Raw genomic sequence first — 22,841 nt, forward strand, 5'->3', positions numbered from 1 at the left:
CGTGAAGCCGCACAGCAGTTTGAACAGTGATACGCCGTTTGCGGGCTTACGAGTTTATTTTCCCGGCCTGCAGTTTGAGCAATACGGTGATTTCCTACGGTTAATACAAATGTTTACACATTGATACATTTCATTTATAGTTCCGCCTATTTGAAAATAGAAAATATGAATTCGACCGCAAGTAAAACCCTGAAAGGATTGTCGCTGGTGTTTTTCGCCTCTGGCTTCTGCGCCCTGATTTACCAGGTCAGCTGGCAGAGGCTTCTATTCAGTCACATAGGTATCGATTTGAGTTCGATTACTGTCATTATTTCTGTATTTATGGTCGGCTTGGGTGTAGGTGCGTATTTCGGTGGACGCATTGCTGACCGTTTTCCTTCAAGTATCATCCCCCTGTTTTGCATCGCTGAAGTATCCATCGGTCTGTTCGGTTTGGTAAGCAGGAGTCTGATTTCCGGCTTGGGGCATCTTTTAGTTGAGGCTGATTTGCCCATCATCGCTGCTGCCAATTTCCTCTTATTGCTGCTTCCTACCTTTATGATGGGCGCGACCTTGCCCTTGCTGACCTGTTTTTTTAACCGGAAAATACATAATGTTGGCGAGTCTATCGGTACCTTATATTTTTTCAACACTTTGGGTGCGGCACTCGGATCGCTTGCCGCCGCCGAATTTTTCTACGTCTTTTTTACCCTCTCCCAAACCATTGCGCTGACAGCCTGCTTTAACCTTCTGATTGCTGCTTCAGTATGGCTGCGTTACAGAAAGGATGGATATAGTGAACACTAAACCGAATACTAGTTTGATTTATATGCTTTCTTTCCTTAGCGGCTTATTGAGCTTGGGTATAGAAGTCTTGTGGGTAAGGATGTTTTCGTTCGCAGCACAGTCCGTGCCTCAGGCATTTTCATTTACTCTTGCCTGTTTTCTGACCGGTATCGCCGTCGGCGCGTATTTTGGCAAACGGATTTGCCGCAGCCGCTTTGTTGATATTCCCTTTATCGGGCAGTGCTTCTTGTGGGCGGGTATTGCCGACTTTTTGATTTTGGGTGCTGCGTGGTTGTTGACGGGTTTTTCCGGCTTCGTCCACCACGCCGGTATCTTCATTACCCTGTCTGCCGTCGTCAGAGGGTTGATTTTCCCGCTCGTACACCATGTGGGTACGGATGGCAACAAATCCGGACGACAGGTTTCCAATGTTTATTTCGCCAACGTTGCCGGCAGTGCATTGGGTCCGGTCCTTATCGGCTTTGTGATACTTGATTTCTTGTCCACCCAACAGATTTACCTGCTCATCTGTTTGATTTCTGCTGCTGTCCCTTTGTTTTGTACACTGTTCCAAAAAAGTCTCCGACTGAATGCAGTGTCGGTAGCAGTTTCCCTAATGTTCGGCATCCTCATGTTCCTACTGCCGGATTCTGTCTTTCAAAATATTGCTGACCGTCCGGATCGGCTGATTGAAAACAAACACGGCATTGTTGCGGTTTACCATAGAGATGGTGATAAGGTTGTTTATGGGGCGAATGTATACGACGGCGCATACAATACCGATGTATTCAATAGTGTCAACGGCATCGAACGTGCCTATCTGCTACCCTCCCTGAAGTCTGGCATACGCCGCATTTTCGTCGTTGGATTGAGTACAGGTTCGTGGGCGCGCGTCTTGTCTGCCATTCCGGAAATGCAGTCGATGATTGTTGCGGAAATCAATCCGGCATACCGTAGCCTTATCGCGGACGAGCCGCAAATCGCCCCGCTTTTGCAGGACAAACGTGTTGAAATTGTATTGGATGACGGTAGGAAATGGCTGCGTCGCCATCCTGATGAAAAATTCGACCTGATTTTGATGAATACGACTTGGTACTGGCGTGCCTATTCCACCAACCTGTTGAGTGCGGAATTTTTAAAACAGGTGCAAAGCCACCTTACCCCGGATGGTATTGTAATGTTTAATACCACGCACAGCCCGCATGCTTTTGCTACCGCCGTACACAGTATTCCCTATGCATACCGCTATGGGCATATGGTAGTCGGCTCGGCAACCCCGGTAGTTTTCCCTAATAAAGAACTGCTCAAGCAACGTCTCTCCCGGTTGATTTGGCCGGAAAGCGGCAGGCACGTATTTGACAGCAGCACCGTGGATGCTGCAGCACAAAAGGTTGTCTCTCGTATGCTGATTCAGATGACGGAACCTTCGGCTGGTGCGGAAGTCATTACCGACGATAATATGATTGTAGAATACAAATACGGCAGAGGGATTTAACCGTCTTAAAGGGTTTCAGGCAACGCAGGTTTTAGGTAACGTCCTGCTAGTTCAAAAAAACCGCATCACAGCAGTCGGGACAAAATGGTTTAAACATTTTGTCCCGAATTCTTATTCCTATATATAGTGGATTAACAAAAATCAGGACAAAGCGACGAAGCCGCAGACAGTACAAATAGTACGGAACCGATTTCAGCACCTTAGAGAATCGTTCTCTTTGAGCTAAGGCGAGGCAACGCCGTACTGGTTTTTGTTAATCCACTATACCACGAATTACGGTGTAAAAATTTATATGACCTTATAAAATCAAATAAGAATCGTTATCATAACATGATTGTATTTATTGGGTTTTTTTGGGCGTTTTGCCGATATTTACCTTTTAATGGTTTTTGAAATTCGCTAAAATACGAAATTATTGTAGAAATTTTGTTAACGGATTTGGGTGTAACCATGTTGTCCGCTTACTTTCCCGTCTTTGTCTTTATCCTCGTCGGCCTCGCGGCCGGCGTGCTGTTTATCCTGCTCGGCACGATTTTAGGCCCGAAACGCCACTACGCCGAAAAAGACGCGCCTTACGAATGCGGTTTTGAAGCCTTTGAAAACGCAAGGATGAAGTTCGACGTGCGCTATTACCTCGTCGCCATCCTCTTCATCCTGTTTGATTTGGAGGTCGCGTTCATGTTGCCGTGGGCAGTTGTGTTCAAAGATTTGGGCGCGTACGGCTTCTGGTCTATGCTGGTGTTTATCGTCGTCCTGACGGTAGGCTTTGTTTACGAATGGAAAAAAGGTGCGCTGGAATGGGAATAGAAGGCGTTTTGAAAAAAGGTTTCATCACCACCAGCGCGGATACGGTGTTGAACTATATGCGTACCGGTTCGCTGTGGCCGGTTACTTTCGGCTTGGCCTGCTGCGCCGTGGAAATGATGCACGCGGGTATGGCGCGTTATGACCTTGACCGTTTCGGCATCATTTTCCGTCCGTCTCCCCGTCAGGCCGACCTGATGATTGTGGCAGGTACACTGACCAACAAAATGGCGCCCGCCCTGCGCCGCGTATACGACCAGCTCGCCGAGCCGCGCTGGGTATTGTCTATGGGCTCGTGTGCCAACGGCGGCGGCTATTATCACTATTCTTATTCCGTTGTGCGCGGTGCCGACCGCGTCGTGCCGGTAGACGTTTATGTGCCAGGTTGTCCGCCGACTGCGGAAGCCCTGATTTATGGCCTGATTCAGCTCCAACAAAAAATCAAGCGCACTTCCACCATCGCGCGTGACGAATAAGGAGAGGACGATATGGCAAGCATTCAAAACTTATATGAGACCGTCGTCGGCGTGCTTGGCGATCAGGCAAGCAAAGTCATTTCAGCTTTGGGCGAGATTACCGTCGAGTGTCTGCCCGAACACTATATTTCAGTCATGACCGCATTGCGCGATCATGAAGAGCTGCATTTCGAGCTTCTGGTCGATTTGTGCGGTGTCGATTACAGCACTTACAAAAACGAAGTATGGCAGGGCAAACGCTTTGCCGTCGTCAGTCAGTTGCTTTCCGTTAAAAACAATCAACGCATCCGCGTACGCGTCTGGGTTTCAGACGACGACTTCCCTGTAGTCGAATCCGTAGTCGATATTTACAACAGCGCGGATTGGTACGAACGCGAAGCCTTCGATATGTACGGCATCATGTTCAACAACCACCCGGACTTGCGCCGCATCCTGACCGATTACGGCTTTGTCGGACATCCGTTCCGCAAAGACTTCCCGATTTCCGGCTATGTGGAAATGCGTTACGACGAAGAGCAAAAACGCGTGATTTACCAACCTGTTACCATTGAGCCGCGCGAGATCACGCCGCGTATCGTCCGTGAGGAGAACTACGGTGGCCAATAAATTAAGAAACTACACCATCAACTTCGGCCCGCAACACCCTGCGGCGCACGGCGTATTGCGCATGATCTTGGAGCTGGACGGCGAACAAATCGTCCGTGCCGACCCGCATATCGGCCTCCTGCACCGAGGTACTGAAAAACTGGCTGAAACCAAAACCTATCTGCAAGCCCTGCCTTATATGGACCGTTTGGACTACGTTTCCATGATGGTCAACGAGCAGGCGTATTGTTTGGCGGTAGAAAAGCTCGCCGGAATTGACGTGCCTATCCGCGCCCAGTATATCCGTGTGATGTTTGCCGAAGTAACGCGCATCCTCAATCACTTGATGGGCATCGGTTCGCATGCCTTCGACATCGGCGCGATGACCGCCATCCTCTACGCCTTCCGCGACCGCGAAGAGCTGATGGACTTGTACGAAGCCGTGTCCGGCGCGCGTATGCATGCAGCCTACTTCCGTCCCGGCGGCGTTTACCGCGACCTGCCCGACTTCATGCCTAAATACGAGAGCAGCAAATTCCGCAATGCCAAAGTATTGAAGCAGCTCAACGAATCCCGCGAAGGCACCATGCTCGACTTTATCGATGCCTTCTGCGAACGCTTCCCCAAAAATATCGACACACTCGAAACCCTCCTGACCGACAACCGCATCTGGAAACAGCGTACCGTCGGCATCGGCGTTGTCTCTCCCGAGCGTGCCATGCAAAAAGGCTTTACCGGCGTGATGTTGCGCGGTTCGGGCGTGGAATGGGACGTGCGTAAGACACAGCCTTACGAAGTGTACGACAAAATGGATTTCGACATCCCTGTCGGCGTGAACGGCGACTGCTACGACCGCTACCTCTGCCGTATGGAAGAAATGCGTCAATCCGTACGCATCATCAAACAATGTTCCGAGTGGTTGCGTGTCAATCCGGGTCCGGTCATTACCACAAACCACAAATTCGCTCCGCCCAAACGTACCGAAATGAAAACAGGTATGGAAGACCTGATTCACCATTTCAAACTCTTTACCGAGGGTATGCACGTTCCCGAGGGTGAGACCTACACCGCTGTCGAACATCCGAAAGGCGAGTTCGGCGTTTACATCATTTCAGACGGCGCAAATAAACCCTACCGCCTGAAAATCCGCGCACCCGGCTTCGCCCACCTGCAAGGCATGGACGAAATGGCAAAAGGCCACATGCTGGCCGACGTCGTTGCCATCATTGGTACGCAGGACATCGTATTCGGGGAGGTTGACCGATAATGTTATCCGCAGAATCTTTAAAACAAATCGACATCGAGTTGGCAAAATATCCTGCCGACCAACGCCGCTCCGCGATTATGGGCGCATTGCGTATCGCCCAAACCGAAAAAGGCTGGCTCGCTCCCGAGACCATCGCCTTTGTCGCAGACTATATCGGCATCTCGCCTGCACAAGCCTACGAAGTCGCTACCTTCTACAATATGTACGACCTTGAGCCTGTCGGCAAATACAAACTGACCGTTTGTACCAACCTGCCCTGCGCCCTGCGCGGCGGTATGGCAACCGGCGAATACCTCAAACAAAAACTCGGTATCAGCTACGGCGAAACCACGCCTGACGGCAAATTTACCCTTGTCGAAGGCGAATGCATGGGGGCGTGCGGCGATGCTCCTGTTATGTTGTTGAATAATCATAAAATGTGCAGCTTTATGACTGAAGAGGCGATTGAGAAGAAACTGGCGGAGTTGGAGTAGGTCGTCTGAAACGACGATTTAAACGTAGGTCGGATACTTGTATCCGACAGAGTGGGTAAAAAGGCAAAATGTCGGATTTAAGAATCCGCCCTACTGAAATACCGAAATGCCGTCATTCCCGCGTAGGCGGGAATCCACCGGTAAGATTCGGTTTCTGAATTTAATAAGACATTGCTTACCATTGAGGATGGATTCCCGCCTGCGCGGGAATGACGACAGACAAGCAAGTGGTCGAGATCCAACAAAAACGATTAAAGGTCGTCTGAAAATATCGATTTGATAAACTAGATTTTATTTCAGACGACGTTACAAGCCGGTACACAAAGACATCTTAAGGTCGTCTGAAACAGCGGCCGCAACCGATACGAAAACAAACAGGCACACCAAAAATGGCTATTTACCAATCAGGCGTGATTTTTGACCAAGTGGATACCGCCAATCCCGACTGCTGGACATTGGACGAATACGTCAAACGCGGCGGCTATACCGCCCTGCGTAAAATCCTGTCCGGAAACATCTCTCAAACCGATGTGATTGACGAAGTCAAAACCTCCGGCTTGCGCGGTCGTGGCGGTGCGGGCTTCCCGACCGGTTTGAAATGGAGCTTTATGCCCCGTTCCTTTCCGGGCGAAAAATACGTCGTTTGCAATACCGACGAAGGCGAGCCGGGTACATTTAAAGACCGCGACATCATCATGTTCAATCCCCATGCCCTGATCGAAGGCATGATTATCGCCGGTTACGCGATGGGCGCGAAAGCCGGTTACAACTATATCCACGGCGAAATTTTTGAAGGCTACCAACGCTTTGAGGCCGCTTTGGAGCAGGCGCGTGCCGCAGGCTTTTTGGGTAAAAATATTTTGGGTTCGGATTTTGAATTTGAACTCTTCGCCCACCACGGCTACGGCGCATATATTTGCGGCGAGGAAACCGCATTGCTCGAATCGCTGGAAGGCAAAAAAGGCCAGCCGCGCTTTAAGCCGCCATTCCCTGCTTCGTTCGGCCTGTACGGCAAACCGACTACCATCAACAATACTGAAACGTTCTCCTCCGTTCCATTCATTATCCGTGACGGTGGACAGGCATTTGCCGATAAAGGTATTCCGAATGCAGGCGGTACCAAATTATTCTGTATTTCCGGCCATGTCGAGCGTCCGGGCAACTATGAAGTGCCGTTGGGTACGCCGTTTGCCGAAGTCTTGAAAATGGCGGGCGGTATGCGCGGCGGTAAAAAACTCAAAGCCGTCATTCCCGGCGGTTCGTCCGCGCCCGTATTGCCTGCCGACATCATGATGCAGACCAATATGGACTACGACTCGATCTCCAAAGCAGGCTCCATGCTCGGTTCCGGCGCGATTATCGTGATGGATGAAGACGTGTGCATGGTCAAAGCCCTCGAACGCTTAAGCTACTTTTACTACGATGAATCCTGCGGCCAATGCACCCCGTGCCGCGAAGGTACGGGCTGGCTCTACCGCATCGTCCACCGCATCGTAGAAGGCAAAGGCCGTATGGAAGACTTGGATTTGCTGGATTCTATCGGTAACCAAATGGCAGGCCGCACCATCTGCGCTCTCGCCGATGCCGCCGTCTTCCCCGTCCGCAGCTTTACCAAGCATTTCCGTGATGAGTTTGTGCATTACATCGAACACGGCGGACCGATGAAAGAGCATAAGTGGGGAGGGTGGTAATGGTGGAAGCTAAAATTTTTATTCTATACGGTGCAGCCAACAAAGGTAAGAGTACGACACTCAATACGCTTTTTAATCAGATTTGTTGGAAATTTTCTAAATTTCTAGTCTTTTTTGAAAGACATGGAAATGGCTTAGATTTTGTTGCAGTATTTGATCATGAAGGTCAGAGAATTGGTTTTTATTCATCTGGTGATAATGAATACGAGGTTAGGAGAAATTTATACAAACTTTATTCGCATAATTGTGATTTTATTTTTGGCACGTCAAGGACACGGGGTGGTAGTTGCGATGCAGTAGGATGTTATGCAGAGTTATTGCATGGCGATGTAAATATAATTAATTGGTGTGAAAAGTTTGAGCCTACAGATGAAGACAATGAGCGTGCTGTTAAAGAGTTATTTAAGTCATTTAAAAATATAATAAATGAGTTATAGTTTTAGTTGGTTTTATATTGGTTAAAAGCAAAATGCTAAAAATTTAACTTTGCCGTCATTCCCGCGTAGGCGGGAATCCATAGTGGAATCTAAAGAAACCGATATTTGAAAAGCAGTTGCCGAAATTCAAAAAATGGATTCCCGCCTACGCGGGAATGACGGCGGGAGTAGGCAGATGTTTTCAGATGAAAACGGTTGTAAATGATATTAAAAAAGTTGTTGTTTATATTGCAGGAAAAATGAATACGAAACCATCCGCTTACTAGACAACCTGCCGTATATATTTTGGCAAACGGTAAAAATGGAACACTCTATATCGGTGTTACCATGAATTTGCCGGAAAGGGTTTGGCAGCACAAAAACCATGTCAATATTGATGGCTTTACTGCTCGATATGATGTGCATGATTTAGTTTGGTATCAGTTTTTTGAGAATATGCCTGAAGCAGTTGCCAAAGAAAAAACGATGAAAAAATGGCGACGTGAATGGAAGATTAAACTGATTGAAGAACAAAATCCTGAATGGTTGGACTTGTCGGGCGTGTTGTTTGTTTAGTTTTATTTCTGGAACTTTAAAAACTGTCGTTATTCCAGCCCCACCTACGCGCAGACAGGCTACGGCGGGAATCACCGCAAAAGTTAAGAAACCAATGTTTGAAAACAGTTACTGAAAACCCAAGAATGGATTCCCGCCTGTGCGGGAATGACGGCAAGGTGGCAGTAAACGTTTTAAACAGTATTGATTGTCAATGAAACTCAAAAGGCCGTCTGAAACCCATTTTTCAGACGATCTCCATAAAAAATTATTTATTAAATACCCGTAACTAGGAACGAACCATGTTACAAATCGAAATCGACGGCAAACAAGTATCTGTGGAGCAGGGCGCGACGGTAATTGAAGCCGCGCACAAGCTCGGTACTTATATTCCGCATTTCTGTTACCACAAAAAGCTCTCTATTGCCGCCAACTGCCGTATGTGTCTGGTGGACGTGGAAAAAGCCCCCAAACCCCTGCCCGCCTGTGCCACGCCGGTTACAGACGGCATGATTGTGCGTACGCATTCGGCAAAAGCCCGAGAGGCGCAAGAAGGCGTGATGGAGTTCCTGCTCATCAACCATCCGCTTGATTGTCCGACCTGCGACCAGGGCGGCGAATGCCAGTTGCAGGATTTGGCGGTGGGCTACGGAAAAACCACCAGCCGCTACACCGAAGAAAAACGTTCCGTCGTCGGCAAAGACATGGGGCCTTTGGTTTCCGCCGAGGAAATGAGCCGCTGTATCCACTGCACCCGCTGCGTTCGTTTCACTGAAGAAATCGCCGGTTTGCAAGAAATTGCGATGGTGAATCGCGGCGAACACTCCGAAATCATGCCCTTTATCGGCAAAACGGTGGAAACCGAGCTGTCGGGCAACGTCATCGATTTGTGTCCTGTCGGCGCATTGACCAGCAAACCGTTCCGCTTCAACGCGCGTACTTGGGAATTGAACCGCCGCAAATCTGTTTCCGCCCACGATGCTTTGGGCAGCAACCTGATTGTACAAACCAAAGACCATACCGTCCGCCGCGTGTTGCCGCTGGAAAACGAAGCGATTAACGAATGCTGGCTGTCCGACCGCGACCGTTTTGCCTACGAAGGCCTGTATCACGAAAGCCGTCTGAAAAACCCGAAAATCAAACAGGGCGGCGAGTGGATGGACGTGGATTGGAAAACCGCATTGGAATATGTCCGCAGCGCGATTGAATGTATCGCCAAAGACGGCAACCAAAACCAAGTCGGCATTTGGGCGAACCCGATGAATACGGTTGAAGAGCTGTATCTGGCCAAAAAACTTGCCGACGGCTTGGGTGTTAAAAACTTTGCAACCCGTTTGCGTCAACAAGACAAACGTCTTTCAGACGGCATTAAGGGTGCGCAATGGTTGGGACAAAGCATTGAATCTTTGGCTGACAACGATGCCGTATTGGTAGTCGGCGCGAACTTGCGCAAAGAACAGCCGCTCCTGACCGCCCGCCTGCGCCGCGCCGCCAAAGACCGTATGGCATTGAGCGTATTGGCCGGCAGCAAGGAAGAATTGTTTATGCCGCTTCTCTCTCAGGAAGCCGCACATCCCGACGAGTGGGCAGGCCGTCTGAAAAACTTGTCTGCCAATGCGGAACACGCCGTTACCGCCAGCCTGAAAAACGCTGAAAAAGCAGCGGTGATTTTGGGCGCGGAAGTGCAAAACCATCCTGATTACGCCGCGATTTATGCCGCCGTTCAAGAGCTGGCAGATGCGACCGGCGCAGTGCTGGGTATTTTGCCGCAAGCCGCCAACAGCGTTGGTGCGGATGTCTTGGGCGTGAACTCGGGCGAGAGCGTTGCCGAAATGGCAAACGCGCCGAAACAGGCAGTCTTGCTGCTCAACGTCGAGCCTGAAATCGATACGGTTGACGGTGCAAAAGCCGTGGCTGCGTTGAAACAAGCGAAAAGCGTGATGGCGTTTACGCCGTTTGTCAGCGAAACGCTGCTGGACGTGTGCGACGTATTGTTGCCGATTGCGCCGTTTACCGAAACCTCGGGCAGCTTCATCAATATGGAAGGCCGTCTGCAATCTTTCCACGGCGTGGTACAAGGCTTCGGCGATTCGCGTCCGATGTGGAAAGTGTTGCGCGTATTGGGCAACCTGTTTGACCTGAAAGGTTTTGAATACCACGATACCGTCGCGATTCTGAAAGACGCGCTGGATGCGGAAAGCCTGCCGTCCAAACTGAACAACCGCGCCGCTTCGACTCAAAAAGATTTTCAGACGGCATCAAGCCGCCTCGTGCGCGTGGGCGGAGTGGGCATCTATCACACCGATGCTATCGTGCGCCGTTCCGCACCGTTGCAAGAAACCAGCCATGCCGCCGTGCCTGCTGCGCGTGTAAATCCAAATACATTGGCACGCTTGGGCCTGCAAGACGGACAAACCGCTGTCGCCAAACAAAACGGCGCAAGCGTATCGGTTGCCGTCAAAGCCGATGCCGGTTTGCCTGAAAACGTGGTGCATTTGCCGCTGCATACCGAAAATGCCGCGCTGGGTGCGTTGATGGACACTATTGAACTGGCGGGAGCTTGATCATGCAAGAATGGTTCCAAAACCTCTTTGCCGCAACGCTCGGTCTGGGCGATTTGGGTATTACTGTAGGCTTGGTGGTATCCGTCATCGTCAAAATTGTGATTATCCTGATTCCGCTGATTCTGACCGTCGCCTACCTGACTTATTTTGAACGTAAAGTCATCGGCTTCATGCAGCTTCGCGTCGGTCCGAACGTAACCGGTCCGTGGGGTCTGATTCAGCCGTTTGCCGACGTGTTCAAACTCTTGTTTAAAGAAGTAACCCGTCCGAGGCTGTCAAACAAAGCCCTGTTCTACATTGGTCCGATTATGTCGCTCGCCCCGTCTTTTGCGGCGTGGGCGGTGATTCCGTTTAACGAAGAATGGGTGCTGACCAACATCAATATCGGTCTTTTGTACATCCTGATGATTACCTCGCTGTCGGTTTACGGCGTGATCATCGCGGGCTGGGCTTCCAACTCCAAATATTCGTTTTTGGGCGCAATGCGTGCTTCCGCACAAAGCATTTCCTACGAGATTGCCATGAGTGCCGCGCTGGTGTGTGTCGTGATGGTATCGGGCAGCATGAACTTCTCCGACATCGTTGCCGCACAAGCCAAAGGTATTGCCGGCGGTTCGGTATTCTCTTGGAACTGGCTGCCGCTCTTCCCCATCTTTATCGTCTATCTGATTTCCGCCGTTGCCGAAACCAACCGCGCGCCGTTTGACGTGGCAGAGGGTGAGTCTGAAATCGTTGCCGGACACCACGTCGAATACTCCGGCTTCGCATTCGCACTGTTCTTCCTTGCTGAATACATTTTCATGATTCTGATTTCCGCGCTGACATCGTTGATGTTCCTCGGTGGTTGGTTGTCTCCGTTCCCACAAAGCTGGGGCTTTATCGGCACGCCTTCCGCATTCTGGATGTTCGTGAAAATGGCGGCGGTGTTGTACTGGTATCTGTGGATCCGCGCAACTTTCCCACGCTACCGTTACGACCAAATCATGCGTTTGGGCTGGAAAGTGCTGATTCCGATCGGCTTCGCCTACATCGTGATTTTGGGTCTGTGGATGATTTCACCGCTGAATTTGTGGAAATAAGTTTCAGACGACGTATCAAGGTCGTCTGAAAACGCAGTTTTGAATATTTAACAGAATCCCTGTTTTGAGGGAACATAATATGGCTAATTTAGTAAAAACCTTTCTGCTTGGCGAATTGGTAAAAGGTATGGGCGTAACGCTCAAAAACTTTTTTGCCCGCAAAGACACGATTTATTTTCCCGAAGAGAAAACGCCGCAATCCGTGCGTTTCCGCGGTCTGCACGCGCAACGCCGTTATCCAAACGGCGAGGAACGCTGCATCGCGTGTAAATTGTGTGAAGCCGTTTGCCCCGCAATGGCGATCAACATCGAATCGGAAGAACGCGAAGACGGCACGCGCCGCACCAAGCGTTACGACATCGACCTGACCAAGTGCATCTTCTGCGGTTTCTGCGAAGAAGCCTGCCCGACCGATGCGATTGTGGAAACCCATATTTTTGAATACCACGGCGAGAAAAAAGGCGACTTGCACATGACCAAGCCGATTCTTTTGGCCATTGGCGACAAATACGAAGCTGAAATCGCCAAACGCAAAGCCGCTGACGCGCCGTATCGTTAATGCTTTGGGGCTTCTTGGAAGGTTTTAAATATGGAAGGACTGATTAATGCATTGAAATATTTAGCCGAACATGAGCCAATAGATAATTTTGAAGAAATTAGAACTAGAAATAGTCCGATTGAGTTGCCAAGTGGATTAAGTAATTTTGAACAAAATATTTTTTTAAAAGAAAATTTATCCCCAAAATTACAAAATGATGATAGCTTGAAGACGCATTATTGGATTATCCGTGAATGGGGTGGGATTAAAAGTTTTAAACAATCTGCTGAAAATAGCCAGCTTATTCGTCAATTTTTATCGGAACTTAATTCGGGAAAATTGAGTAGTGGTTTGTTGAAAATTTCATCATTATCTAAATTGGCTTCTTTTATAGATTGTGAGCGATTCGCCATTTATGATTCACGCGCTATTTTTTCGTTGAATTGGTTGTTGTTTAAATTTACAAATGCAGATTTGTTTTTTCAGCCACAAGGTAGAAATAGGGAACTAGAAATCCGAAATATGAACGTATTGTTTCATTTTTCTGATATCAAACCGAATTATCGGAAACCAGACGTTTCGTTTCATCAATATTGTGGATTGTTACAAGATTTGGCGAAACAAGTTTATGGTAAACAAGCAAAACCGTATCACATAGAAATGTTGTTATTCAAAATTGCGACAACGTGGATTTGTGCGGATATGGATCAACTGATTAAGTTTGATTGTTTGCGTAACCAGGATTTTCAGACTGCTTGAAACCATATTTTTGATTAATAAAGAAAGCATAGACTATGACTTTCCAACTGATTTTATTTTATATTTTTGCAGTGATAATTCTTTATGGCGCGATCAAAACCGTCACCGCTAAAAATCCTGTTCACGCCGCTTTGCATCTGGTGTTGACCTTCTGCGTGAGCGCGATGCTTTGGATGCTGATGCAGGCTGAGTTTTTGGGCGTGACGCTGGTGGTGGTTTACGTCGGCGCCGTGATGGTGTTGTTCCTGTTCGTCGTGATGATGTTGAACATCGACATTGAAGAAATGCGTGCCGGTTTCTGGCGGCACGCGCCTGTTGCCGGTGTGGTCGGCACATTGTTGGCAGTTGCCCTGATTCTGATTCTGGTCAATCCGAAAACCGACCTTGCCGCATTTGGGCTGATGAAAGACATTCCCGCCGATTACAACAATATCCGCGATTTGGGCAGCCGTATTTATACCGATTATCTGCTGCCGTTTGAATTGGCGGCGGTATTGCTGCTGTTGGGTATGGTGGCCGCGATTGCGCTGGTTCACCGTAAAACGGTTAATCCGAAACGTATGGATCCTGCCGACCAAGTTAAAGTACGCGCCGACCAAGGCCGTATGCGCTTGGTGAAAATGGAAGCCGTGAAACCGCAAACCGAATCTGCCGAAGAAAGCGAAGTTTCAGACGACCTCAAGCCGAAAGAGGAGGGCAAAGCATGATTACCTTGACGCATTATCTGGTATTGGGTGCGCTCCTGTTCGGTATCAGCGCGATGGGTATCTTTATGAACCGCAAAAACGTGCTGGTCTTGCTGATGTCCATCGAGCTGATGCTTTTGGCAGTGAACTTCAACTTTATCGCCTTTTCGCAACATTTGGGCGATACTGCCGGACAAATTTTCGTATTTTTCGTACTGACCGTTGCTGCTGCCGAATCTGCCATCGGTTTGGCGATTATGGTGCTGGTGTACCGCAACCGACAAACGATTAACGTTGCCGATTTGGACGAGTTGAAAGGGTAAAGGTAGGTTGGGTCGAGACCTGACAAGACACCGATGCCGTCTGAAAACCCGATAGGAAAAACGATGAAATCCATAGACGAACAAAGCCTGCATAATGCCCGCCGCCTGTTTGAAAGCGGCGACATCGACCGTATCGAAGTCGGTACCACCGCGGGCCTGCAACAGATTCACCGTTACCTGTTCGGCGGCTTATATGATTTTGCGGGTCAAATCAGGGAAGACAACATTTCCAAAGGCGGTTTTCGTTTTGCCAACGCCATGTATTTAAAAGAGGCTTTGGTTAAAATCGAGCAGATGCCCGAGCGGACTTTTGAAGAAATCATCGCCAAATATGTTGAAATGAACATTGCCCATCCGTTTTTGGAGGGTAATGGCAGAAGTACCCGCATCTGGCTGGATTTGGTGCTGAAGAAAAACCTGAAAAAAGTCGTGAACTGGCAAAATGTAAGCAAAACCCTGTATTTGCAGGCGATGGAACGCAGCCCCGTCAACGATTTAGAACTGCGCTTTTTGTTAAAGGACAACCTGACCGACGATGTGGACAACCGTGAAATCATCTTTAAAGGTATCGAGCAGTCGTATTATTACGAAGGGTATGAAAAAGGCTGAAGGTCGTCTGAAAAGCGATTTCAGACTGTTTCAGACGACCTGATTTGGTAGGTGATCAGACGGGAGCGGATGAGAAAAGAAATTCTGGGTAAGAATAATCCGGTCTGAAATATTGGAAGAAGAATGATGGATAAAAATCAGTTAGAACAAGAATTTCATAAAGCCATGTTAAATATTTATCAGGAGGCTTTGAATTTGCCGCAACCTTACAAGGCGACACGATTTTTACAAATTGTAAATGAATTTGGTGGTAAAGAGGCGGCGGATAAATTATTAAGTACGGGGGAAAAGAAGACTCAGACCGGTTTTACAGAGCTGATTTTGAGTGGTGGCGGAGTCCACGCCTTGAAATACAGTATGGAATATCTGGTGTTACAAAAGCCGTGGTGTGATTTATTTACTGAAGAGCAATTAGCTGTGGCACGCAAACGATTGGAGCGTGTTGGATTTGTTTCTCCGAAGTAATTTTGTACGAAACAAACATAGATTTTTAAATCAATCGGATTCAATCAAATGAACGACATGACTTTATATCTCATCATCGCCCTCGTGCCTTTGGCAGGCTCGCTGATTGCGGGTTTATTCGGCAACAAAATCGGACGTGCCGGCGCGCATACGGTTACGATACTCGGTGTGGCGGTGTCCGCCGTGCTGTCGGCTTATGTGCTGTGGGGATTCCTCAATGGCAGCCGTGCCAAGTTTGACGAGAACGTCTATACCTGGCTGACGATGGGCGGTTTGGATTTCTCCGTCGGCTTCTTGGTCGATACGATGACGGCGATGATGATGGTCGTGGTAACGGGCGTATCGTTGATGGTGCATATCTACACCATCGGCTATATGCACGATGAAAAAGTCGGCTACCAACGCTTCTTCAGCTATATTTCTTTGTTTACTTTCAGCATGTTGATGCTGATTATGAGCAACAACTTCATCCAGCTCTTCTTCGGTTGGGAAGCTGTGGGTTTGGTGTCGTATCTCTTGATCGGTTTCTATTTCAAACGCCCGAGCGCGACATTTGCCAACCTGAAAGCCTTTTTGATCAACCGTGTCGGCGACTTCGGCTTTTTGCTCGGTATCGGCTTGGTGCTTGCCTATTTCGGCGGCAGCCTGCGTTATCAGGACGTATTCGCCTATCTGCCCAACGTGCAAAATGCCACCATCCAGCTTTTCCCCGGTGTGGAATGGTCGTTGATTACTGTAACCTGTTTGCTCTTGTTTGTCGGTGCAATGGGTAAATCGGCACAATTCCCGCTGCACGTCTGGCTGCCCGATTCGATGGAAGGCCCGACCCCGATTTCTGCATTGATTCACGCCGCAACCATGGTTACCGCCGGTTTGTTCATGGTATCGCGTATGTCGCCGATTTATGAGATGAGTAGCACTGCGCTGTCTGTCATCATGGTGATTGGTGCGATTACCGCCCTGTTTATGGGTTTCTTGGGCGTGATTCAAAACGACATCAAACGTGTGGTTGCGTATTCCACCCTGTCGCAACTGGGCTATATGACCGTGGCTCTGGGCGCGTCTGCCTATTCCGTGGCGATGTTCCATGTGATGACCCACGCTTTCTTTAAAGCCTTGCTGTTCTTGGCGGCGGGCAGCGCGATTATCGGTATGCACCACGACCAAGATATGCGCCACATGGGTAACCTGAAAAAATACATGCCGATTACTTGGCTGACTATGCTGATCGGCAATTTGTCGCTGATCGGTACGCCGTTCTTCTCCGGCTTCTACTCCAAAGATTCGATTATCGAAGCGGCGAAATACAGCACCCTGCCGGGCAGCGGCTTTGCCTATTTCGCCGTCCTCGCCAGCGTGTTTGTTACCGCGTTTTACGCGTTCCGCCAATACTTTATGGTGTTCCACGGCGAAGAGAAATGGCGCAGCCTGCCCGAACACCATTCAGACGGCCACGGCGAAGAACATCACGGTTTGGGTAAAAACGACAATCCGCACGAAAGCCCGTTGGTGGTTACCCTGCCTTTGATTTTGCTTGCCGTTCCGTCCGTCATCATCGGCTACATCGCCATCGAACCCATGCTTTACGGCGATTTCTTCAAAGACGTGATTTTTGTTAATGCCGATGCGCATCCGACCATGCACATTATGAAAGAAGAGTTCCACGGCGCATTGGCGATGGTGTCGCACAGCCTGCATTCGCCCGTTCTCTATCTCGCTATCGCAGGCGTATTGAGCGCATGGCTCCTATACGTCAAACTGCCGCACCTGCCTGCGAAAATCGCGCAGGCGTTCCGTCCGGTTTACGTTTTGTTTGAAAACAAATACTACCTTGATGCCCTGTATTTCAACGTTTTCGCCAAAGGCACACGCGCATTGGGTACCTTCTTCTGGAAAGTCGGCGATACCGCCATTATCGACAACGGTATTGTCAACGGCTCTGCCAGACTGGTCGGCGCGGTTGCCGCGCAAGTGCGTAAAGTCCAAACAGGCTTTATCTACACCTACGCTGCCGCTATGGTGTTCGGCGTATTGGTCTTGCTCGGTATGACCTTCTGGGGATTGTTCAGATAAAAATGAGATTTTCAGACGACGTTTAGGTCGTCTGAAAAAAGAAACTTGAGAAACAATGTCAAACACACAAACCATCCGCTCTGCCGACTTCACCACTTCCCGCGCATGGGGCGCACTCGACATCGCCAATATGAACGGCACCACCGTGCGCCTGCACTGGACGGACCAGCCCTACAAATGGCACGTCAACGACGGCGAGGAAGTGTTTGCCGTGATGGATGGCGAAGTCGATATGCACTACCGAGAAAACGGCGAAGAACACATCGTTCGGTTGAAAAGCGGCGACATCTTCTACGCAGGAATCGGCACGGAACACGTCGCCCACCCGCGCGGCGAAACGCGGATTTTAGTGATTGAGAAAGAAGGCAGTGTTTAGGGCGGATACGCATAAGTATTATGTGCTTTTTCAGGTATCCTGAAAATCATAAATCTATCAACGAGACTTTAATCATGGCAAATCTAAATGTGAGTAGTAAAAAAATTATTAATCTGCTAGGTAATCAAGATATGCAGGAAAAATATTTTATCATTCCTGAATATCAACGCCCCTATCGCTGGGATACCGAAAAATGCGCCGTATTATGGTCTGATATTGTGGATTTTCGCCAGTCGTCCACAGGAAAAAATGAAGAATATTTTCTTGGTACAATCGTTGTTTGCCCCAATGAAAAAGGTAATTTGGAAGTAATTGATGGGCAACAGCGTTTAACATCATTACTGCTGTTATTGCGTGCGTTTTATCGAGTTTTAGAGCAAACGGAAAGTACCCCCGATACCGCAGCCAAAATTACCACACTTAAAAGCAAAATTGCCCCCTGTATTTGGGATGTTGATGTTCTAACGGCTGAAATTACCGATAGAACCGCAATCCGGCTGCATACGCAAGTTGCCACAGAAACAGATAACGAAATTTTGCACGAGATTTTGGCAAACGGTGAAATCTCAGAAGAGTGTCGTTCTAATTACGCCGTTAATTATTTGTATTTCCTGAAACAGTGCCAAGAATACGCCAGAACCAACCCAATGGATTGGTATCATCTTTGTTTAACTATTTTGAATGACTGTATTTTACTTCCGATTGAAAGTGACAGTTTAAATAGTGCATTAACCATATTTTCCACATTAAACGATAGGGGCTTGCCTTTGTCGGATGCAGATATTTTTAAAGCCAGGCTTTATAAGATGGCGCAGCAGAAAGATAAATTTGTTGAACAATGGAAGGAACTTGTTGCGTTGGCAGAGGGTGCATCTATTTCCGTAGATGATTTGTTCCGCTATTACACCCATGTATTAAGGGCGAAAGAAAAGATTACGGATAAAGAAATTGGGCTTCGCCGTTTTTATACTGACAACCGAAACAAACAGTTGGAAAACGAAAATTTGTTCAATCACTTAATTGAGCTGGCTGGATTTTGGCAGGATATTAACAACAGCAAAACTAACCAAGACGTGGAAACTTCGAACTTTGTAAATGACGAGGCGGCCAAGTGGCTGCAATGTCTGAATGTCTATCCTAATGAGTTTTGGAAATACGCCGCGAGTGTGTTCTTCATTGCAAACAAGGGTGCGCAATCCTTTAAAGATGATTTTGCAGCATTATTAAAACAGCTTACTGCATTTTTGTATGCTAAATTTTTAGTTGCGCCAACCGTAACCGCAATTAAAGATGATATTTATAAATTATGTGTTGCGATTTATCACGGTGAAAAAAACGCTTTATCATATGTTATGCCTGCACCCATACACTATGAACAAAATACAGGACGTATAACTAAAGGGTTGTTAATGATTAATGCTTATCTATTTGATGAAAAGCAGAAATTATTGCCAACTAAAACTGAAATCGAACATATCTTTCCGAAAAAATGGCAGGAAACTAACTATAATGGTTGGTCAATCATAGATGCGGAACAATATTTAGAACAACTAGGTAATAAAATTGTTTTTGAAAAACGGTTAAATATTCAGGCAGGTAACGGCTATTTTGGTAAGAAAAAGGAGCAATATCAAAAATCCGATATTGTTGAAGTGCGTGAATTAGCAGGTGAAAATGCCAATGATTGGTTACCGAGTGATATTCAGAAACGCCAGCAGCAGATTGTGGATAGATTGAAACAGTTTTTCGATAATTGTTTTGAAGCAGCCAGCATCCCCAAAAAAAATTAACTTTTCCAATAACCTCCAAACCAAACAGGTAACGCAATGTTTTCTAACCATCTTCTCAGCTTGGCAATATGGATACCCATTGCCGCAGGTGTGCTGGTTTTGGCGACCGGTAAAGACAGCCGTGCGCCGCTGGCGCGTGTGCTTGCCTTCATGGGTGCGCTTGCCGGTTTCTTGGTAACGCTGCCCTTGTTTACCGGTTTCGACCGTTTGAGCGGCGGCTATCAGTTTACCGAGTTCCACGAGTGGATTCCGCTTCTGAAAATCAACTACGCATTGGGCGTGGACGGTATTTCAGTACTCTTTATCATCTTGAATGCGTTTATTACGCTGTTGGTGGTATTGGCCGGTTGGGAAGTCATTCAGAAACGTCCGGCGCAGTATATGGCGGCTTTCCTGATTATGTCGGGTTTGATTAACGGCGCGTTTGCCGCGCAGGATGCGATTCTGTTTTATGTGTTCTTCGAGGGTATGCTGATTCCGCTGTACCTGATTATCGGTGTATGGGGCGGTCCGCGCCGCGTCTATGCGTCGGTCAAGCTGTTCCTCTACACGCTGATGGGTTCGCTCCTGATGCTGGTTGCCATGGTTTACCTTTATTATCAAACAGGCAGCTTCTCTATTGTCGATTTTCAAAACATCAAACAGATTCCGTTGGGCGTGCAACAGCTTTTGTTTGCGGCGTTCTTCCTGTCGTTTGCCGTAAAAGTGCCGATGTTCCCCGTACACACTTGGCTGCCGGATGCCCACGTTGAAGCGCCGACCGGCGGTTCGATGGTGTTGGCGGCAATTACGCTGAAACTGGGTGCGTATGGTTTCTTGCGCTTTATCCTGCCGATTATGCCGGACGCGGCTCGCTATTTTGCCCCTGTAATCATCGTATTGAGCCTGATTGCCGTAATTTATATCGGTATGGTGGCTTTGGTGCAAACCGATATGAAAAAATTGGTGGCGTACTCTTCCATCAGCCATATGGGTTTTGTTACTTTGGGTATGTTCCTGTTTGTGAACGGCCAACTGAATGATTGGGCATTGAAAGGCGCAATCATTCAAATGATTTCCCACGGTTTCGTGTCTGCCGCGATGTTTATGTGTATCGGCGTGATGTACGACCGCCTGCATACCCGCAATATTGCCGATTATGGCGGCGTGGTCAATGTGATGCCTAAGTTTGCGGCGTTTATGATGTTGTTCGGTATGGCCAATGCCGGTTTGCCGGCGACTTCCGGCTTCGTGGGCGAGTTTATGGTGATTATGGGCGCGGTTAAAGTGAATTTCTGGGTAGGCGCGTTGGCCGCCATGACCCTGATTTACGGTGCGTCTTATACCCTGTGGATGTACAAACGCGTTATTTTTGGTGCGATCCACAATTCGCACGTTGCCGAAATGAAAGACATCAATTGCCGCGAATTTGCGATTTTGGCGGTGTTGGCGGTTGCTGTTTTGGGTATGGGCCTGTATCCGAACGCATTTATCGAAGTGGTGCATCAGGCGGCAAACGATTTGATTGCCCATGTGGCACAAAGCAAGATGTGAGGTGTGTAAATGAACTGGTCTGATTTGAATTTAATGCCCGCCATGCCCGAAATCGTGCTGCTTGCGCTGCTGGTGTTATTGTTGCTGGCGGACTTGTGGGTCAGTGATGACAAACGCCGTTGGACGCATTACGGCGCGTTGGCAACGGTGGCGGTTACGGCTGTGGTGCAGTTGGCGGTGTGGGAACAGGGCAGCACGTCTTCGTTCAACGGGATGTATATTGCAGACGGTATGTCGCGTTTGGCAAAAATGGTTTTATATACCTTGACCTTTGCCCTGTTTGTTTATGCCAGACCCTACAACCAAGTGCGCGGTATTTTCAAAGGCGAGTTTTACACCCTGTCGCTGTTTGCCCTCTTGGGTATGGGCGTGATGGTGAGCGCGGGGCATTTTTTAACTGCCTATATCGGTTTGGAACTCTTGTCGCTTGCCCTTTACGCCCTGATTGCCCTGCGCCGCGATTCCGGCTTTGCCGCCGAAGCCGCCTTGAAATATTTTGTTCTGGGTGCGCTGGCATCCGGCCTGCTGCTCTACGGTATTTCTATGGTTTACGGCGCAACCGGTTCGCTGGAATTTGCCGGCGTGCTTGCCTCTTCCTTCAATGAAGAAGCCAACGAATGGCTGTTGAAACTGGGTCTGGTGTTTATCGTCGTCGCCGTTGCGTTCAAACTCGGCGCGGTGCCGTTCCATATGTGGGTGCCCGACGTGTATCACGGCGCGCCCACTTCTGTTACCGCCCTAGTCGGCACTGCCCCGAAAATCGCCGCCGTCGTTTTCGCTTTCCGCATCCTCGTTACCGGGCTGGGAACCGTGCATCATGACTGGTCTCTGATGTTTGCCCTGCTTGCCGCCGCCTCGCTGCTGGTCGGCAACCTTGCCGCCATCATGCAGACCAATATCAAACGTATGCTCGCCTATTCCACCGTATCGCATATGGGTTTCATCCTGTTGGCGTTTATGGCGGGCGCGGTCGGCTTTGCGGCGGGCCTCTATTACGCCATTACCTACGCGCTGATGGCGGCGGCAGGGTTCGGCGTGTTGATGGTGTTGTCGGACGGGGACAACGAGTGCGAAAACATCAGCGATTTGGCAGGGTTGAACCAACACCGCGTATGGCTTGCCTTTTTGATGCTGCTGGTTATGTTCTCTATGGCGGGTATTCCGCCGCTGATGGGCTTTTACGCCAAATTCGGCGTGATTATGGCACTCTTAAAACAAGGCTATGTTTGGTTGTCCGTATTTGCCGTCGTGATGTCGCTGATTGGCGCGTTCTACTACCTGCGCGTGGTCAAAGTCATGTATTTTGACGAATCCGGCCGCGCCCGTCCCACCGTCGGCGGCAACAATGCCGCAAAATTCCTTTTGAGCGTCAACGCGCTGCTGTTGGTGCTGTGGGGCATTATGCCGCAAACCGTTATCGACTGGTGCGCCAAGGCGTTGGAAAACACGCTGTAAGCCGCCGCAACGGCAGCGGCGTCAGAGGCTGCCGTTTTTGTTAAGATATGCCGTTCCGCAATGC

23 protein-coding genes are annotated in these 22,841 nt (G+C 48.8%); all 23 read left to right on the forward strand.

Annotated elements, in window-relative coordinates:
- Positions 1-165 precede the first annotated feature (165 nt).
- The 23 genes from IUJ45_RS07480 to nuoN all read left to right on the forward strand — a co-directional run bounded on the left by IUJ45_RS07480 (position 166) and on the right by nuoN (position 22,777).
- The gene (locus IUJ45_RS07480; protein WP_002216329.1) at positions 166-786 is read left to right on the forward strand and encodes a fused MFS/spermidine synthase; all 621 of its coding nucleotides are present in this window, start codon (positions 166-168) and stop codon (positions 784-786) included.
- 22 nt (positions 787-808) lie between these two features.
- Positions 809-2,260 carry a fused MFS/spermidine synthase gene (locus IUJ45_RS07485; RefSeq protein ID WP_002218639.1) on the forward strand — a complete coding sequence of 484 codons (1,452 nt, stop codon included), beginning with the start codon at positions 809-811 and terminating at the stop codon, positions 2,258-2,260.
- Between the two features lie 450 nt (positions 2,261-2,710).
- A complete protein-coding gene (locus tag IUJ45_RS07490; protein ID WP_002216332.1) occupies positions 2,711-3,067 on the forward strand; it encodes an NADH-quinone oxidoreductase subunit A in 357 nt (118 codons plus the stop codon).
- Positions 3,058-3,540: a NuoB/complex I 20 kDa subunit family protein gene (locus tag IUJ45_RS07495; protein WP_002215610.1), complete on the forward strand. Its 483-nt coding sequence runs from the start codon at positions 3,058-3,060 to the stop codon at positions 3,538-3,540. The genes IUJ45_RS07490 and IUJ45_RS07495 overlap by 10 nt, the downstream gene beginning before the upstream one ends.
- Before the next feature lie 12 nt (positions 3,541-3,552).
- Entirely contained in the window at positions 3,553-4,146 is a 594-nt protein-coding gene (locus IUJ45_RS07500) for an NADH-quinone oxidoreductase subunit C (protein ID WP_002216335.1), read from the forward strand.
- On the forward strand, positions 4,136-5,392 hold the full coding sequence (gene nuoD, locus IUJ45_RS07505) for an NADH dehydrogenase (quinone) subunit D (RefSeq protein ID WP_002233449.1): 1,257 nt from the start codon (positions 4,136-4,138) through the stop codon (positions 5,390-5,392). Before IUJ45_RS07500 ends, nuoD begins: the two co-directional genes overlap by 11 nt.
- Positions 5,392-5,865: an NADH-quinone oxidoreductase subunit NuoE gene (gene nuoE, locus IUJ45_RS07510; protein ID WP_002223324.1), complete on the forward strand. Its 474-nt coding sequence runs from the start codon at positions 5,392-5,394 to the stop codon at positions 5,863-5,865. The genes nuoD and nuoE overlap by 1 nt, the downstream gene beginning before the upstream one ends.
- 389 nt (positions 5,866-6,254) lie before the next feature.
- Positions 6,255-7,556, forward strand: a complete 1,302-nt coding sequence (nuoF, locus tag IUJ45_RS07515; RefSeq protein WP_002245825.1) for an NADH-quinone oxidoreductase subunit NuoF — start codon at positions 6,255-6,257, stop codon at positions 7,554-7,556.
- Positions 7,556-7,993: a hypothetical protein gene (locus IUJ45_RS07520; protein ID WP_002228924.1), complete on the forward strand. Its 438-nt coding sequence runs from the start codon at positions 7,556-7,558 to the stop codon at positions 7,991-7,993. The genes nuoF and IUJ45_RS07520 overlap by 1 nt, the downstream gene beginning before the upstream one ends.
- A gap of 327 nt (positions 7,994-8,320) precedes the next feature.
- The gene (locus IUJ45_RS07525; RefSeq protein WP_229016659.1) at positions 8,321-8,548 is read left to right on the forward strand and encodes a GIY-YIG nuclease family protein; all 228 of its coding nucleotides are present in this window, start codon (positions 8,321-8,323) and stop codon (positions 8,546-8,548) included.
- A 281-nt stretch (positions 8,549-8,829) separates the two neighbouring features.
- A complete protein-coding gene (gene nuoG, locus IUJ45_RS07530; RefSeq protein ID WP_002245826.1) occupies positions 8,830-11,091 on the forward strand; it encodes an NADH-quinone oxidoreductase subunit NuoG in 2,262 nt (753 codons plus the stop codon).
- Between the two features lie 2 nt (positions 11,092-11,093).
- On the forward strand, positions 11,094-12,170 hold the full coding sequence (gene nuoH / locus IUJ45_RS07535) for an NADH-quinone oxidoreductase subunit NuoH (RefSeq protein WP_002245827.1): 1,077 nt from the start codon (positions 11,094-11,096) through the stop codon (positions 12,168-12,170).
- Between the two features lie 79 nt (positions 12,171-12,249).
- On the forward strand, positions 12,250-12,729 hold the full coding sequence (nuoI, locus tag IUJ45_RS07540; protein ID WP_002216341.1) for an NADH-quinone oxidoreductase subunit NuoI: 480 nt from the start codon (positions 12,250-12,252) through the stop codon (positions 12,727-12,729).
- 30 nt (positions 12,730-12,759) lie between these two features.
- Complete coding sequence (locus IUJ45_RS07545) at positions 12,760-13,467, forward strand: hypothetical protein (RefSeq protein ID WP_002221911.1); 708 nt, start codon at positions 12,760-12,762, stop codon at positions 13,465-13,467.
- A gap of 35 nt (positions 13,468-13,502) precedes the next feature.
- Positions 13,503-14,174 carry an NADH-quinone oxidoreductase subunit J gene (locus IUJ45_RS07550; protein ID WP_002246771.1) on the forward strand — a complete coding sequence of 224 codons (672 nt, stop codon included), beginning with the start codon at positions 13,503-13,505 and terminating at the stop codon, positions 14,172-14,174.
- Entirely contained in the window at positions 14,171-14,476 is a 306-nt protein-coding gene (gene nuoK, locus IUJ45_RS07555; RefSeq protein ID WP_002215628.1) for an NADH-quinone oxidoreductase subunit NuoK, read from the forward strand. The genes IUJ45_RS07550 and nuoK overlap by 4 nt, the downstream gene beginning before the upstream one ends.
- Positions 14,477-14,509: 33 nt before the next feature.
- On the forward strand, positions 14,510-15,085 hold the full coding sequence (fic, locus tag IUJ45_RS07560; protein ID WP_002215631.1) for a protein adenylyltransferase Fic: 576 nt from the start codon (positions 14,510-14,512) through the stop codon (positions 15,083-15,085).
- Positions 15,086-15,208: 123 nt separating this feature from the next.
- The gene (locus IUJ45_RS07565; protein ID WP_002221605.1) at positions 15,209-15,550 is read left to right on the forward strand and encodes a hypothetical protein; all 342 of its coding nucleotides are present in this window, start codon (positions 15,209-15,211) and stop codon (positions 15,548-15,550) included.
- Between the two features lie 48 nt (positions 15,551-15,598).
- Positions 15,599-17,623, forward strand: coding sequence for an NADH-quinone oxidoreductase subunit L (gene nuoL / locus IUJ45_RS07570; RefSeq protein ID WP_002245830.1), 2,025 nt, complete (start codon positions 15,599-15,601; stop codon positions 17,621-17,623).
- A gap of 55 nt (positions 17,624-17,678) precedes the next feature.
- Complete coding sequence (locus IUJ45_RS07575; protein WP_002245831.1) at positions 17,679-17,999, forward strand: cupin domain-containing protein; 321 nt, start codon at positions 17,679-17,681, stop codon at positions 17,997-17,999.
- Between the two features lie 74 nt (positions 18,000-18,073).
- Complete coding sequence (locus tag IUJ45_RS07580; protein WP_002243879.1) at positions 18,074-19,789, forward strand: DUF262 domain-containing protein; 1,716 nt, start codon at positions 18,074-18,076, stop codon at positions 19,787-19,789.
- 36 nt (positions 19,790-19,825) lie between these two features.
- Positions 19,826-21,322: an NADH-quinone oxidoreductase subunit M gene (locus IUJ45_RS07585; RefSeq protein ID WP_002245832.1), complete on the forward strand. Its 1,497-nt coding sequence runs from the start codon at positions 19,826-19,828 to the stop codon at positions 21,320-21,322.
- 9 nt (positions 21,323-21,331) lie between these two features.
- Positions 21,332-22,777: an NADH-quinone oxidoreductase subunit NuoN gene (gene nuoN, locus IUJ45_RS07590; protein ID WP_082308672.1), complete on the forward strand. Its 1,446-nt coding sequence runs from the start codon at positions 21,332-21,334 to the stop codon at positions 22,775-22,777.
- The last annotated feature ends 64 nt before the right edge of the window (positions 22,778-22,841 follow it).

It is taken from the genome of Neisseria meningitidis (genome assembly GCF_022869645.1).
Lineage (GTDB): Bacteria > Pseudomonadota > Gammaproteobacteria > Burkholderiales > Neisseriaceae > Neisseria > Neisseria meningitidis.

Excerpts from the sequence above, each read along its gene's own strand:
- IUJ45_RS07480 (WP_002216329.1), top strand. The coding sequence starts at position 166 with ATGAATTCGACCGCAAGTAAAACCCTGAAAGGATTGTCGCTGGTGTTT.
- IUJ45_RS07485 (WP_002218639.1), top strand. The coding sequence starts at position 809 with ATGCTTTCTTTCCTTAGCGGCTTATTGAGCTTGGGTATAGAAGTCTTG.
- IUJ45_RS07490 (WP_002216332.1), top strand. The coding sequence starts at position 2,711 with ATGTTGTCCGCTTACTTTCCCGTCTTTGTCTTTATCCTCGTCGGCCTC.
- IUJ45_RS07495 (WP_002215610.1), top strand. The coding sequence starts at position 3,058 with ATGGGAATAGAAGGCGTTTTGAAAAAAGGTTTCATCACCACCAGCGCG.
- IUJ45_RS07500 (WP_002216335.1), top strand. The coding sequence starts at position 3,553 with ATGGCAAGCATTCAAAACTTATATGAGACCGTCGTCGGCGTGCTTGGC.
- nuoE (WP_002223324.1), top strand. The coding sequence starts at position 5,392 with ATGTTATCCGCAGAATCTTTAAAACAAATCGACATCGAGTTGGCAAAA.
- nuoF (WP_002245825.1), top strand. The coding sequence starts at position 6,255 with ATGGCTATTTACCAATCAGGCGTGATTTTTGACCAAGTGGATACCGCC.
- IUJ45_RS07520 (WP_002228924.1), top strand. The coding sequence starts at position 7,556 with ATGGTGGAAGCTAAAATTTTTATTCTATACGGTGCAGCCAACAAAGGT.
- IUJ45_RS07525 (WP_229016659.1), top strand. The coding sequence starts at position 8,321 with ATGAATTTGCCGGAAAGGGTTTGGCAGCACAAAAACCATGTCAATATT.
- nuoG (WP_002245826.1), top strand. The coding sequence starts at position 8,830 with ATGTTACAAATCGAAATCGACGGCAAACAAGTATCTGTGGAGCAGGGC.
- nuoH (WP_002245827.1), top strand. The coding sequence starts at position 11,094 with ATGCAAGAATGGTTCCAAAACCTCTTTGCCGCAACGCTCGGTCTGGGC.
- nuoI (WP_002216341.1), top strand. The coding sequence starts at position 12,250 with ATGGCTAATTTAGTAAAAACCTTTCTGCTTGGCGAATTGGTAAAAGGT.
- IUJ45_RS07545 (WP_002221911.1), top strand. The coding sequence starts at position 12,760 with ATGGAAGGACTGATTAATGCATTGAAATATTTAGCCGAACATGAGCCA.
- IUJ45_RS07550 (WP_002246771.1), top strand. The coding sequence starts at position 13,503 with ATGACTTTCCAACTGATTTTATTTTATATTTTTGCAGTGATAATTCTT.
- nuoK (WP_002215628.1), top strand. The coding sequence starts at position 14,171 with ATGATTACCTTGACGCATTATCTGGTATTGGGTGCGCTCCTGTTCGGT.
- fic (WP_002215631.1), top strand. The coding sequence starts at position 14,510 with ATGCCGTCTGAAAACCCGATAGGAAAAACGATGAAATCCATAGACGAA.
- IUJ45_RS07565 (WP_002221605.1), top strand. The coding sequence starts at position 15,209 with ATGATGGATAAAAATCAGTTAGAACAAGAATTTCATAAAGCCATGTTA.
- nuoL (WP_002245830.1), top strand. The coding sequence starts at position 15,599 with ATGAACGACATGACTTTATATCTCATCATCGCCCTCGTGCCTTTGGCA.
- IUJ45_RS07575 (WP_002245831.1), top strand. The coding sequence starts at position 17,679 with ATGTCAAACACACAAACCATCCGCTCTGCCGACTTCACCACTTCCCGC.
- IUJ45_RS07580 (WP_002243879.1), top strand. The coding sequence starts at position 18,074 with ATGGCAAATCTAAATGTGAGTAGTAAAAAAATTATTAATCTGCTAGGT.
- IUJ45_RS07585 (WP_002245832.1), top strand. The coding sequence starts at position 19,826 with ATGTTTTCTAACCATCTTCTCAGCTTGGCAATATGGATACCCATTGCC.
- nuoN (WP_082308672.1), top strand. The coding sequence starts at position 21,332 with ATGAACTGGTCTGATTTGAATTTAATGCCCGCCATGCCCGAAATCGTG.